Source organism: Bradyrhizobium sp. BR 1432, assembly GCF_051547705.1.
Taxonomy (GTDB): domain Bacteria; phylum Pseudomonadota; class Alphaproteobacteria; order Rhizobiales; family Xanthobacteraceae; genus Bradyrhizobium; species Bradyrhizobium zhanjiangense.
Window position 1 is genome coordinate 5,811,494 of sequence record NZ_JBPUGF010000003.1, and the last position, 12,329, is coordinate 5,823,822.

Consider the following 12,329-nt stretch of genomic DNA (forward strand, 5'->3'; position numbering starts at 1 on the left):
CCGCCGGCGCAAGCCCACGGAGGCTTTGCACATTGACCGGGCTCTGCGCGCGCACCACATTAATCGCCCACGCATGGTTGAGCAGCGATGTCGGGCGAACCCATCAGGCCGCGCGGTGATGCCGTCTCGACGAAGGCCGGCGGCGCGGTGCCGCAGGCCGGGACGTCGACCTCGGCGGACATTGCCGCCTTCGTCACCAAGGCGCGCGCGCTGTCGCCGCATGCGCCCGGCGCGCAGGGGCGGCTGATCTTCGCGCTGGATGCGACGATGAGCCGGCAGCCGACCTGGGACATGGCCTGCGCGCTCCAGGCCGACATGTTTCGCGAGACCGCGGCGCTCGGCAGTCTCGACATCCGGCTCGTCGACTATCGCGGCTTCAACGAATGCCGCGCGACGGCATGGATCTCCGACAGCGCCAGGCTTGCGACGCTGATGAGCAAGATCGATTGCCGCGGCGGCGACACCCAGATCGGCAAGGTGCTGAGCGAGGCCCGGCGCCAGGCGGTCGCCTCCGGCGTGCGGGCCGTCGTCTTCGTCGGCGATGCCATGGAGGAGAAGGCCGACGAACTCTGCGCCAAGGCCGGCGAGCTCGGCATGCTCAAGGTGCCCGTGTTCGTGTTTCAGGAAGGCCATGACGCGGTGGCCGAGCGGACCTTTCGCGAGATCGCGCGCCTGACCGGCGGTGCCTGGTGCCGGTTCGATCCCGGCGCAGCGGCGCAGTTGCGCGAACTGTTGCGGGCAGCGGCGGCTTACGCTGCCGGCGGCCGCGAAGCGCTGCTACAACTGGCGAAGAGCGCGAGCGGCGCAGCAAAGCTGATCGGTCAGATGAAGTAACGCTTCAAGCAGGCTGCGACCCGCTGCGGCCGTGGACGCGATGCATTTTGCCGGGAGGGCGACGATATTATTCCGGCCATGACCCTGATTGCCGGCGCTGTCGCTGTTATCACGCTCTATCTGCTGCTCCAGACGTTCCGCTCTGCCAATCCGGCGGCGTTGGCGCGCGCCATCAAGTTCGGTGGCGGCGTGGTGGCGCTGGCGGCCGCAGCGTTCACGGGTCTGCGGGGCGAATTGGTCGTCGCGATTCCGCTCGGAATCTTCGGCGCCGGGCTGCTCGGCTGGACACCCCTGGCCAACGCCGGCTTCGGCAATGTCGGAGGGCTGTTCGGCGGCGGCGCGACGCGCCCGTCCGGACAGGCCTCGCGGGTGCGCTCGCAATTCCTGGACATGCGGCTTGACCACGACACCGGCCAGTTGACAGGCCAGATCGTTGCCGGACCTCATGCGGGGCGCGACCTCGACGAGTTTGATCTCGCCGGCCTGCTGGCGATGGTGCCGGCGTTCGACGCCGAGAGTGTGGCCTTACTTGAAAGCTATCTGGACCGCCGGTTTCCCGCTTGGCGTCAGGACGCGCAGCGCGATGCGGCAGGGCGGCAGCGCCGCACGGCGACGAGCGGCAAAATGACGACGGAGGAAGCCTATCAGATCCTTGGCTTGCAGCCGGGCGCGGGGCGCGACGACATCAGCAGGGCTCACAAGTCCCTGATGAAGAAACTCCATCCCGACCAGGGGGGCTCGACGTATCCCGCTGCCCGTGTAAACGAGGCCAAGGATACTCTGCTTCGTACGCATAACGGCTAACTCCGGCACCACGCCACAAACGCCCGTACCGCGTGAGCTCCGCTTGCTCCGTTTGCCGTCGCCCGATGCCCGCCATTATCGGCGTGGTCGATCCCTTGAGGAAAATCTTAACCGTAAATCCTTGACGAGAGGTTGTCGCGGAACTGGCTTCTGCTCACCGCACGTCCGAAAACAAAATGCCCGCGCAAGAGCGCGGGCATTTGTTCGGAAGAGGTAGAGGAGATCAGTTGCGCACGGTGATGCAGGAGATCTCGGCGCGCTTCAGGGTACGGCAGACGGCTTCGGCCTGGTCGCGCTCGAGCCCGGCGAAGCGGGCACGGTAGAGCTTGCGATTGTCCTTCGCGACGACCGGTTCGGTGAACGGATCGGCCTTGCTGAGCAGGCCGCGGGCCGAGCTGCGGGCGGCGTCGATGCGGTGCTGGGCTTCGGTCTCGCTCTCGAGCGCGCCGACCTGGACGATCCAGCCGCTGTGGGTGACGACCGGCTTGGTGGTGGCGCTCATCTGGATCGGCTGCGGCGCCGGGTCGGCGGAAGCAAGCTTCGGAGCGGCCGGTGCGGGCGCGGCGGCGGTTGCGGCCGGCAGCACCCCGAGGATGCCGTTGCCGGTGCCGAAGCCCGCCGGCTGCCGCGGCAGCTCGGTGCGGGCGATCTCGGCCTTCGGCGCCTCCGGTTGGGTCGCGACCTCGGGCTTGTTGATGAGATCGGCCCGGGCGACGACGGCGCCGGAGGTCTCCGCGACGTCGGACCGGGACGGAATGGTGTTGGTGACCGGCGGCGATACCTGGGCCGGGGCGGCGGAGGCGACCTTCACGGCGCCGGCCTTGACCTGCACCGTCTTGACCCGGACCGGCTTCATCGGCTCGGACGAGCCGGGGATGATGGACAGCGGCTGGCTCGAGATCACGCCGTTGGTGAGCGGCGCCGGCTCGATCTTGGATTCAGTCGGCCTGGCTTCGGGCTTCGGCTGAGACGGCGGCATCGCGGCAGTTGCAGCGGCCAGCGTCGACAGACGCGCGGCGAGGCGGGACGGGGCGGCCTCGGGAGCAGGGGCGGCCGCGGCCTGAACCTGCGCCACGGGGCGTGCCGGGCTATCGGATGCGTCGGCGACGTCGGCAGCGCCGTTACGCTCGGTGACGGCAACGACGGTGTGCGTGGTCGCGCCCTTCTCGAGATTCTCCGCGAGCAGGTTGCGCATGATGGCATCGCGCGAGCCGCCGCTGCGGCCGCCGAGCACAACGCCGATCAGGTGGCGATTGCCGCGGCGCATCGAGCTGACGAGATTGAAGCCGGAGGCGCGGGTGTAGCCGGTCTTGATGCCGTCCACGCCCTCGACATTGCCGAGCAGGTGATTGTGGTTCCGGATCGACTGTCCGCGCCAGTTGAACGAGGCGGTCGCGAAGTAGCGGTAGTAGCGCGGAAGCGCTCCTGGATGGCGCGGCCGAGCGTGGCCTGGTCGCGTGCCGTCGTTACCTGCTCGTCGTTCGGCAGGCCCGAGGCGTTGCGGTAGACCGTCTTGGACATGCCGAGCGAGCGTGCCTTGCGCGTCATCATCTGCGCGAAATCGTCCTCGTCGCCACCGATCGCTTCCGCGATCACCACGGCGGCGTCATTGGCGGAGCGCGTCACTAGGCCCTTGATCGCGTCCTCGACGCGGATGGTCTGGCCGGGGCGGAGGTTGAGCTTGGTCGGATCCTGGTCGGCGGCATGCTGGGACACCGGCATCTCGGTGTCGAGCTTCAGCTTGCCGGACTCGAGGCGCTCGAACAGCAAATAGAGCGTCATGATCTTGGTGAGCGAGGCGGGGTGACGCAGTCCGTCGGGGCTGGTCGACTGCAGCACCGCGCCGGAATTGCCGTCGACGATGATGGACGCGAATTTCGGGCTGGAGCTCTCGGACACATCGCGCTGCACCCGGTGGTGCGCGTAATGGCGCCGGTGGCGCCGCGCTTCGGCAGCATCGGTGGTGAAGATGACTGCGGTGGTGACCGTAAGCAGCCGAAAACGCCAACCCGCGCCAAGCGCGAGGAAGACAAGTTGTTACGAAGCATGGAACCCCGTCCCCGTTTCCGACTTGATCACCGGCTCGTGAGGCGAAATTGTGCCCAATGGACCCGGGATCATTACCTGCTCAGGCTGTCCCTCCGCTGGTGTTCGCCGCGGGAGACGTTGGGCCTGAGCCGCTGTTCTGGCTAAGGTGATGTTCTCAAACGGCTTTTGACCGCCTGCGGAAGTGAACACGTCCAGGGAATCAGGGTAGGGGGCCGCGGTTTCCAAAAGCTTAAGGAACCCTTGCGGGAAACCCCGGGAATCTCAGCGATTTGGATCTAGTTTTGTGCGTCGCACAAGATTCTTGACTTTTTTGTGCGTTGCACTAATTGTGGGCAGAGTCAGGGAGCCGGGGCTTCCCGACGAGAGCCAGGGAAAAGGATTCCGACATGTTCAAGGTTGAAGACTTTCAGAACTACGGGAAAGAGCAGTTCGAGCAGTGCGTCGCCTCCGCGACCTCGGTGCAGCACGGCCTCCAGGCGATCGCGAGCGCCTATGGCGACTACACCAAGAAGTCGTTCGAAGACACCAAGTCCTTCGTCGAGAAGCTCTCCGGCGTGAAGTCGCTGGACAAGGCCATGGAAGCGCAGACCGATTTCGCCCGTTCCGCCTACGAGACCTTCGTTGCTGAATTGCAGAAGATCGCCGGCCTCTACAGCGACCTCGCCAAGCAGGCGTTCAAGCCGGTCGAGACCATCGTGTCGAAGTTCACCCCGGCTGCGAACTAACGCTTTCTGGAAGTCCTGGAATGAAAAAAGCCCGGCTGATCAGCCGGGCTTTTTGTTTGCGCGCGATCAATCCGTCAGAGTGCCGCACTTGCACCGCATCGATTATGACGCTTGCCGACTTGCGGTTGTCGCACAGCTGGAGACGTCGACCGCGACACGGTCCGATCTCGCGCCATGCACTCAAGCCCTTGGTAAATTGGACCGTAGAAAACCGGAGATGTGCCGTGCGCGAAAGGTCGCAGCCGCATGGGACGGTCGGGTTCCTGGTCAACACGTTCCAAATGGGCGCGACGGAAAATTTTGTCAAACCGGTCCGGATTGACTAACCTTGGTGAGGATCACCGGGCCGGGAATCGGGACCGCCGCGGCAGCATCGGCCGGACCGTTGCATGCTTGCGGCGAGCCGAGGGCAGGGCCATATCGCCGTCGACCGATCCGGTTTGGACCGGAGCGGTCGGAGGCGACGATTCAGAAAGGCGGCGCGCCTGTGCGAGGCTCCGAAGTGCTGAGCTGTGCCGCAGACCGTCATTCGCTTCCGTGGGGAATTTGAACGCCTGTGCCATGCCGCAACTGACTTCCAGACTCGACCTGTCCGCGGTCACCGCCGCCTGCGCTCCCCGGATGAGCAACGATGAGAACCGTTCGGGCGGCCCTTCCGGGCCGAACACATCGGTCATCACCAAGGTCAAGCCAAAGACCAAACGGCCGAACCTGTATCGTGTGCTGATCCTGAACGACGACTACACGCCGATGGAATTCGTCGTTCACGTGCTGGAGAAGTTCTTCCAGAAGGACGTCGAGGCGGCGACCAAGATCATGCTGCACGTCCATCATCACGGCATCGGGGAGTGCGGCGTGTTCACCTACGAGATCGCGGAGACCAAGGTGACGCAGGTGATGGATTTCGCCCGCAAGCACCAGCATCCGCTGCAATGCGTGATGGAAAAGAAGTAAGACGCCTCACGGCGCGTTGAAGCCAGCTCCCTTGTAGTGGCGGTGTGATCGTCGCCTGAGGTCTGCGCGCGACATCCGTTGCAGCCGGCAGCAACAGAATTTTGTGCCGGCGCCGATCCCGCCCAAATCGGAACGGGTTTTGCATCGAGAATACGGTAATCGAGAATACCGCAGGTGTGCAGCCGCCAGAGTCGCGGAACCGGTCTTTTGCCGCGATCTTGTATAACTATATGTGACAAAGGTTGTTGTTGCCTGACCGGGCGATGACGATCATGATGGTGGGGGCCATAGAGGACGCGAATGCCGACTTTTTCCCAAAGCCTTGAACAATCCCTGCATCGTGCGCTGGCGATCGCAAACGAGCGTCATCACCAATACGCGACGCTCGAGCATCTTTTGCTCTCTTTGATCGATGACTCCGATGCAGCCGCCGTCATGCGCGCCTGTAGTGTCGATCTCGACAAGCTCCGCACGAGCCTCGTCAACTATCTTGAAACCGAATTCGAGAATCTGGTGACGGATGGCGCCGACGACGCCAAGCCGACCGCCGGCTTCCAGCGCGTGATCCAGCGCGCGGTGATCCACGTGCAGTCGTCCGGTCGCGAAGAGGTGACCGGCGCCAACGTGCTGATCGCGATCTTCGCGGAGCGCGAGAGCCATGCTGCGTATTTCCTGCAGGAGCAGGACATGACGCGCTATGACGCAGTCAACTACATCAGCCACGGCATCGCCAAGCGGCCGGGCGTCTCCGAGGCGCGCCCCGTGCGCGGCGTCGACGAGGAGACCGAGACCAAGGGCAACGAGGACGCCAAGAAGAAGGGCGAGGCGCTCGAGACCTATTGCGTCAACCTCAACAAGAAGGCGCGCGACGGCAAGATCGATCCGGTGATCGGGCGCAATTCCGAGATCAACCGCGCGATCCAGGTGCTGTGCCGCCGGCAGAAGAACAACCCGCTGTTCGTCGGCGAAGCCGGCGTCGGCAAGACCGCGATCGCGGAGGGGCTCGCCAAGCGCATCGTCGACAGCGAGGTGCCGGAGGTGCTGGCGGCTGCGACGGTGTTCTCGCTCGACATGGGCACGCTGCTCGCCGGCACGCGCTATCGCGGCGACTTCGAAGAGCGTCTGAAGCAGGTGCTGAAGGAGCTCGAGGCGCATCCCAACGCCATCCTGTTCATCGACGAGATCCACACCGTGATCGGTGCGGGCGCGACGTCGGGCGGGGCGATGGACGCCTCGAACCTGCTCAAGCCGGCGCTGGCCTCGGGCACGATCCGCTGCATGGGCTCGACGACGTACAAGGAATATCGCCAGCACTTCGAGAAGGACCGCGCGCTGGTGCGGCGCTTCCAGAAGATCGACATCAACGAGCCGACGGTCGAGGACGCCATCGCGATCCTCAAGGGTCTCAAGCCGTATTTCGAGGACTATCACCGGCTGAAATACACCAACGAGGCGATCGAGGCCGCCGTCCAGCTCTCCTCGCGCTACATCCACGACCGCAAGCTGCCGGACAAGGCGATCGACGTGATCGACGAGTCGGGTGCGGCGCAGATGCTGGTCTCCGAGAACAAGCGCAAGAAGACCATCGGCATCAAGGAGATCGAGACCACGATCGCCTCGATGGCGCGGATTCCGCCGAAGAGCGTGTCGAAGGACGATGCCGAGGTGCTCAAGCATCTCGAGCAGACCTTGAAGCGCACCGTTTTCGGCCAGGACAAGGCGATCGAATCGCTCGCCGCCTCGATCAAGCTGGCACGCGCGGGCCTGCGCGAGCCGGAGAAGCCGATCGGCTGCTACCTGTTCTCCGGACCCACCGGCGTCGGCAAGACCGAGGTCGCCAAGCAACTCGCGGCCGCGCTGGGCGTCGAGCTCCTGCGCTTCGACATGTCCGAATATATGGAGCGGCACACCGTGTCGCGCCTGATCGGCGCGCCTCCCGGCTATGTCGGCTTCGACCAGGGCGGCCTGCTCACCGATGGCGTCGACCAGCATCCGCATTGCGTGGTACTGCTCGACGAAATCGAGAAGGCGCATCCAGACCTCTACAACGTGTTGCTCCAGATCATGGATCACGGCCGGCTCACCGACCACAACGGCAAGCAGGTTAACTTCCGCAACGTAATCCTGATCATGACCACCAATGCGGGCGCAGCGGATCTCGCCAAGCAGGCGTTCGGCTTCACCCGCTCCAAGCGCGAAGGCGACGACCACGAGGCGATCAACCGGCAGTTCGCGCCGGAATTCCGCAATCGCCTCGATGCCATCGTCTCGTTCGGCCATCTCAGCGTCGAGGTGATTGGCACGGTCGTGGAGAAGTTCGTGCTTCAGCTCGAGGCGCAGCTCGGCGACCGCGACGTCACAATCGAGCTGTCCGAGGAGGCCAAGGCCTGGCTGATCCAGCACGGCTATGACGAGCAGATGGGCGCACGTCCCATGGCCCGCGTGATCCAGGAGCACATCAAGAAGCCGCTGGCGGACGAGGTGCTGTTCGGCAAGCTCAAGGGCGGCGGCCATGTTCGCGTGGTTCTCGTCAAGGACGAGGGCGACGAGACCAAGGAGAAGATCGGCTTCGAGTTCGTCGAGGGCCCGGTCACGCCGAAGCAGGAGAAGCTGCCCGGCGCCCGCAAGCGTCCGCCAGGCAAGTCCAAGCCGGGCGGTCCCGGCGGCTCCAAGGGGCCGACTTCGAAAGGACCGCTGGTCAAGGTCTGACTTGCGCGCGATGAGTTGAAAAGGCCGGCTGAAAAGCCGGCCTTTTGTTGCTCGCATCACTGTAGCGGCTTCATTCCCCCGCAGGCGCTGGTCGTCCTGCACACGAACATGCTCGGCGCCGCGCGCGCCCACGGGCGACAGCCGCAGCAGGCTCAGCACCGCGCCGCAGAGTGCAAAGCCGACACCGGCGAGTAGGGCCAATCGGGTTCCGTCGATCGGATAGCGGCCGAGCAACAGCGCCACCAGCGCCGCGCCGGTGGTCTGGCCGAGCAGGCGCGCCGTGCCCAGCATGCCGCTGGCGCCGCCGGCGCGCTCGCGCGGGGCGGCCGCGATCATGGTGCGGTTGTTGGGGGTCTGGAACAGGCCGAAGCCGGCGCCGGCCAGTGCCATGCGCCAGATCACGTCGAACGGCGTCGGGCTAGCGGGCAGGAAGGCGAGCGCACCGAGGCCACAGGCGAACAGCGTGAGCCCGATGCCGCCGAGCAGGCCGGCCGGATAATGCTCGACCAGGCGGCCGGCGAGGGGCGCCGCGAAAGCCACCGCGATCGGCCAGGGTGTGATCAAGAGGCCCATATGCACGGCGGAATAGCCGAAGCGGCTCTGGAGATAGAAGGGGATGGCGACGAAGGCCAGCATCTGCCCGCAGAACGATGCGATCGAGGTCGCAATCGACAGCGCGAACACGGGGATGCGTAACAGGTCGACCGGCAAGAGCGGCGAGGTCATGTGGGTCTCGCGATAGATCAGCAGCGCGCCGGCGACGATGGCGATGGCGAACTGCACGAGGCAGGTGATCGCGGCCTCCCCGTGACCGACGCTGTCGACGGCGGCGATGCCGACGCCGAACGTGATTGCCGACAGCCCCGCACTCTGCCAATCGAAGGAACGGCTCGCTTGTTTGGTGTGCGGCAGGCTGCGCAAGCCGATCAGCAATGTCACCGCACCGAGCGGGACGTTGATGGCGAACAGCCAGGGCCAGCTTCCGACCGCGAGGATGCCGGCGGCGAGCGTCGGTCCGACCGCGGCCGAGAACGCGACCACGAGCGCGTTGAGCCCGATGCCGCGGCCGAGCTGGCTGCGCGGATAGGTGAAGCGCACCAGCGCCGCGTTGACGCTCATGATGCCGGCCGCGCCAAAGCCCTGGATGATGCGCGCGATCGTCAACAGCGGCAGCGTATGTGCCAGCGCGCACAACGCGGACGCGAGCGTGAACAGCGCGAGCCCGACCAGATAGACGCGGCGATAGCCGACGATCTCGCCGAGCGAAGCCAGCGGCAGCAGCGAGATCGTGATCGCGAGCTGGTAGCCGTTGACGATCCAGATCGAGAAGGCCGGGCTCGCATCAAGGTCGGCCGCAATCGTCGGCAGCGCCACGTTGGCGATGGCGCTGTCGACCACCGCCATGATGATGCCGAGCGCAATGGTCAGCACCGCCTGGTTGCGTTGTGGCTGCGGCAAGCCGTCGGCATGCTCGATCGGGGCGGACGACATGATGGAGGCGCGGTTGATTCGAGCCGTAATTCATCTCCGAATAGGAAATTGCCCGATCGACAGCAACCCGTCAGGACCCGGACAGTTCCCCTGCCGGAGCAGGGCTTCCGCCATGAAAGGACAGGGGTCGGAACGCGCTTTCACGAGCGCTCAACAGCGCGCAGTCATGGCAATTGACCGGCTTCTACACTGCCGGCGGATTGCGGTCGGTGAACGTCGTGCGCTGGTGCCAATAGGGATAGGGCAGCGTCACCTTGCTCGCGGCATCGAGCTTTGCGACATGGTCCTTGGTCAGCGACCAGCCGACCGCGCCGAGATTTTCGCGCAGCTGCGTCTCATTGCGCGCGCCGATGATCAGGGTCGCGACGGTCGGACGCTGCAGCAGCCAGTTGAGCGCGATCTGCGAGACGCTCTTGCCCGTCTCCTTCGCGACCTCGTCGATGGCATCGACGACACGATAGACATGTTCGTCCGGCACGGGCGGGCCAAAATCGGCGGTCTGGGGCAGGCGGCTGACTTCCGGCTTGGGCTGACCCCGGCGGATCTTGCCGGTGAGGCGGCCCCATCCGAGTGGCGACCAGACCACGGCACCTAAGCCCTGGTCGAGACTGAGCGGCATCAGCTCCCACTCGTAGTCGCGACCGATCAACGAATAATAGGTCTGGTTGGCGACGTAGCGCGGGAAGCCATGCTTGTCGGCGACGGCGAGCGACTTCATCAGGTGCCAGCCCGAAAAATTCGAGACGCCGACGTAGCGGATCTTGCCGGCACGCACGAGCACGTCGAGGGTCGCGAGCACCTCTTCAGGTGGGGTGAAGGCGTCGAAGCCGTGGAGCTGGAACAGGTCGATGTAGTCGGTGCCGAGCCGGCTCAGCGAACCGTCGATCGCGGCGAGCAGATGCTGGCGTGATGATCCGATGTCGTTGGCCCCATCGCCGAAGCGGAAGCTTGCCTTGGTCGAGATCAGGACCTTGTCGCGGCGTCCCTTGATGGCTTCGCCGAGAACGCGCTCGGATTCGCCGAGCGAATAGACATTCGCGGTATCGAACATCGACACGCCGGCATCGAGGCAGATATCGAGAAGCCGCCGCGCTTCGGTCGCGTCCGTCGTGCCCCAGGCGGCGAGGCGGCCGACGCCGCCAAAGGTACCGGTCCCAAGACTCAAGGCAGGCACCATGAGGCCTGACCGGCCCAAGCGTCGGTATTCCATCGATATGCTCCTCGGCTGGTCGCTGATTGATCACTGCGGCTTGGTGGCGAGGATAGTGCAAGCAGGCGCAGCGTCCTATCACGCGCTCACATACCGGCCTTGCTTGGGAATGGCCTAGTCGTGCAGGCGCATGTCGTCGAACGCTGCATCGGCAATGCGCGAGCCGGGCGTCTTCACCAAAGATTGAGCTTCGAGCCTTGTTGCGGGCGAGGGAAAGCACGCAGGTTCACTGTCGCGCGGTTGCCGCGGTAGCAGCGTCAGGCTCCAGCCCACCAGGACCAGCACTGCGAGCCGGATCGCGATCACACCCAGCAACAGCTCCGTTCCGCTTATGGTGGCGTGAGTCCTCATGCGTGCCAGCTTGATGCAGGTCACCAGGCAAGACAATTTGGAATTGGCGAGCATTACCTTCGTTGGAAGCGAAGGCTCGAGGTGATAGCTGATTGCAAGGGACGTCAGTGCCGCAACTGGCTCTGCCGAAAGTCGCGCGGTGACATCCCGAAATGCTCGCGGAAGACGCGGCCGAAATGCGAGAGGTCGTTGAAACCCCAGGCGAAGGCGATCTCGCTGATGTGGCGATGGGCGAGCACGGGTGAGGCGAGGTCGCGCCGGCATTGGGCGAGACGTTCGGCAAGCACGTGGCGCTGGAACGAGATGTCCTCGTCGGCGAGGAGATCGTTGACATAGCGCGGCGAGATGCCGAGCGCGGCCGCGGTCTCCGCGAGCGAGAGATCGGGATCGGCGAGATGCGCGCGGATGTGCGCTTTCAGCCGGTAGAGCAGGGCGGAGCGATGGGTCGAGGATGGCAGCGACGTCTTGCCGAGCCGTTCGCCCAGCGCCATCGCAAGGAGATCGACCGCCTGCTCCGACAGCGCGACCGCGTTGTCCGGAGCCAGCCGGTCCGCGCTCTGGCAGAGCCTGACAATAAAATCATAGGCGAGCCGCTCGAGCGGCACATCGGCGCCGAACGCGATCGCGGTCAGCGCCTCGGTACCGCCGAGCCGGCGCTGCAGCATCTCACGCGGCACCTTGAAGATGGTCTGCGTGAAGCTGTCGTTGAACTTCAGCTCATAGGGCCGCGTGGTGTCATACAGGGCGAACTCGCCGGGATGGATCACGGTCTCGCGGCCATCCTGCACCACGCCGCCGTCGCCGCGATTGCCGAGCGCGACCAGGACGAAATCCTGATCGGAGCGCGCGATGCGCGAGGGTGTGCGGAATACGTGCTGGCGATCGGAGCAGACCTCGGAGCACACCGCCCTGCCGAGCGAAGCCTGCGTGACCGACCCGTGAAAAGCGCTGCCGAGGTCCGACTTGCAGTCGAGCCCGACGAAGACGTCGCAGACGATGTCCTGCCAGAGAGCAAGCCGCCGGTAGCCGGGGCTGCCATCCGTCGTGAACTGGACTGGCATCTGAGGAGCCTCCCTTTCACATCCTGCAAAATCGCCTGTTGGCGGATCCAGCCTGCCCGGAGGCAAATCCCATACCCGGTCGGTGGCCGCGTCCAGTCGAGTTTTTGTTCCGCCGTGGTCGAGCGCCCCGCCGCCCGGCTT

Annotated in this window: 8 protein-coding genes and 2 pseudogenes; 5 read left to right on the forward strand and 5 right to left on the reverse strand. The window is 65.1% G+C overall.

Features of this window, described 5'->3' with window-relative positions; translation table 11 throughout:
* Positions 1 to 87 precede the first annotated feature (87 nt).
* Positions 88 to 834: a VWA domain-containing protein gene (locus tag ACSKB8_RS28095; protein WP_438107740.1), complete on the forward strand. Its 747-nt coding sequence runs from the start codon at positions 88 to 90 to the stop codon at positions 832 to 834.
* A 78-nt stretch (positions 835 to 912) separates the two neighbouring features.
* Complete coding sequence (locus tag ACSKB8_RS28100; protein WP_438107741.1) at positions 913 to 1,638, forward strand: DnaJ domain-containing protein; 726 nt, start codon at positions 913 to 915, stop codon at positions 1,636 to 1,638.
* A gap of 223 nt (positions 1,639 to 1,861) precedes the next feature.
* Here the strand turns inward: ACSKB8_RS28100 and ACSKB8_RS28105 are convergent.
* Positions 1,862 to 3,686 (reverse strand): annotated as a pseudogene (locus tag ACSKB8_RS28105) (serine hydrolase).
* Between the two features lie 387 nt (positions 3,687 to 4,073).
* Between ACSKB8_RS28105 and ACSKB8_RS28110 the strand changes: the two are divergent.
* The 3 genes from ACSKB8_RS28110 to clpA all read left to right on the forward strand — a co-directional run bounded on the left by ACSKB8_RS28110 (position 4,074) and on the right by clpA (position 8,075).
* The gene (locus ACSKB8_RS28110; protein ID WP_438107742.1) at positions 4,074 to 4,412 is read left to right on the forward strand and encodes a phasin family protein; all 339 of its coding nucleotides are present in this window, start codon (positions 4,074 to 4,076) and stop codon (positions 4,410 to 4,412) included.
* A 621-nt stretch (positions 4,413 to 5,033) separates the two neighbouring features.
* A complete protein-coding gene (gene clpS, locus ACSKB8_RS28115; protein ID WP_164934959.1) occupies positions 5,034 to 5,366 on the forward strand; it encodes an ATP-dependent Clp protease adapter ClpS in 333 nt (110 codons plus the stop codon).
* A 300-nt stretch (positions 5,367 to 5,666) separates the two neighbouring features.
* A complete protein-coding gene (gene clpA / locus ACSKB8_RS28120) occupies positions 5,667 to 8,075 on the forward strand; it encodes an ATP-dependent Clp protease ATP-binding subunit ClpA (RefSeq protein ID WP_438107743.1) in 2,409 nt (802 codons plus the stop codon).
* 312 nt (positions 8,076 to 8,387) lie between these two features.
* On the opposite strand, the pseudogene ACSKB8_RS28125 reads toward clpA, so the two are convergent.
* The 4 genes and pseudogenes from ACSKB8_RS28125 to ACSKB8_RS28140 all read right to left on the reverse strand — a co-directional run.
* Positions 8,388 to 9,566, reverse strand: a pseudogene (locus tag ACSKB8_RS28125) (MFS transporter); the annotation flags it as partial.
* 184 nt (positions 9,567 to 9,750) lie between these two features.
* Positions 9,751 to 10,776, reverse strand: coding sequence for an aldo/keto reductase (locus tag ACSKB8_RS28130; protein WP_438107744.1), 1,026 nt, complete (start codon positions 10,774 to 10,776; stop codon positions 9,751 to 9,753).
* A gap of 114 nt (positions 10,777 to 10,890) precedes the next feature.
* Complete coding sequence (locus ACSKB8_RS28135) at positions 10,891 to 11,181, reverse strand: hypothetical protein (RefSeq protein WP_438107745.1); 291 nt, start codon at positions 11,179 to 11,181, stop codon at positions 10,891 to 10,893.
* 50 nt (positions 11,182 to 11,231) lie between these two features.
* Positions 11,232 to 12,188 (reverse strand): helix-turn-helix domain-containing protein, encoded by a 957-nt coding sequence (locus ACSKB8_RS28140; protein ID WP_438107746.1) that lies wholly within the window; start codon positions 12,186 to 12,188, stop codon positions 11,232 to 11,234.
* Positions 12,189 to 12,329 lie beyond the last annotated feature (141 nt).

Bases quoted from the DNA above. Each gene is read 5' to 3' on its own strand.
- ACSKB8_RS28095 (WP_438107740.1), top strand. From the start codon at position 88: ATGTCGGGCGAACCCATCAGGCCGCGCGGTGATGCCGTCTCGACGAAG.
- ACSKB8_RS28100 (WP_438107741.1), top strand. From the start codon at position 913: ATGACCCTGATTGCCGGCGCTGTCGCTGTTATCACGCTCTATCTGCTG.
- ACSKB8_RS28110 (WP_438107742.1), top strand. From the start codon at position 4,074: ATGTTCAAGGTTGAAGACTTTCAGAACTACGGGAAAGAGCAGTTCGAG.
- clpS (WP_164934959.1), top strand. From the start codon at position 5,034: ATGAGCAACGATGAGAACCGTTCGGGCGGCCCTTCCGGGCCGAACACA.
- clpA (WP_438107743.1), top strand. From the start codon at position 5,667: ATGCCGACTTTTTCCCAAAGCCTTGAACAATCCCTGCATCGTGCGCTG.
- ACSKB8_RS28130 (WP_438107744.1), bottom strand. From the start codon at position 10,776: ATGGAATACCGACGCTTGGGCCGGTCAGGCCTCATGGTGCCTGCCTTG.
- ACSKB8_RS28135 (WP_438107745.1), bottom strand. From the start codon at position 11,181: ATGCTCGCCAATTCCAAATTGTCTTGCCTGGTGACCTGCATCAAGCTG.
- ACSKB8_RS28140 (WP_438107746.1), bottom strand. From the start codon at position 12,188: ATGCCAGTCCAGTTCACGACGGATGGCAGCCCCGGCTACCGGCGGCTT.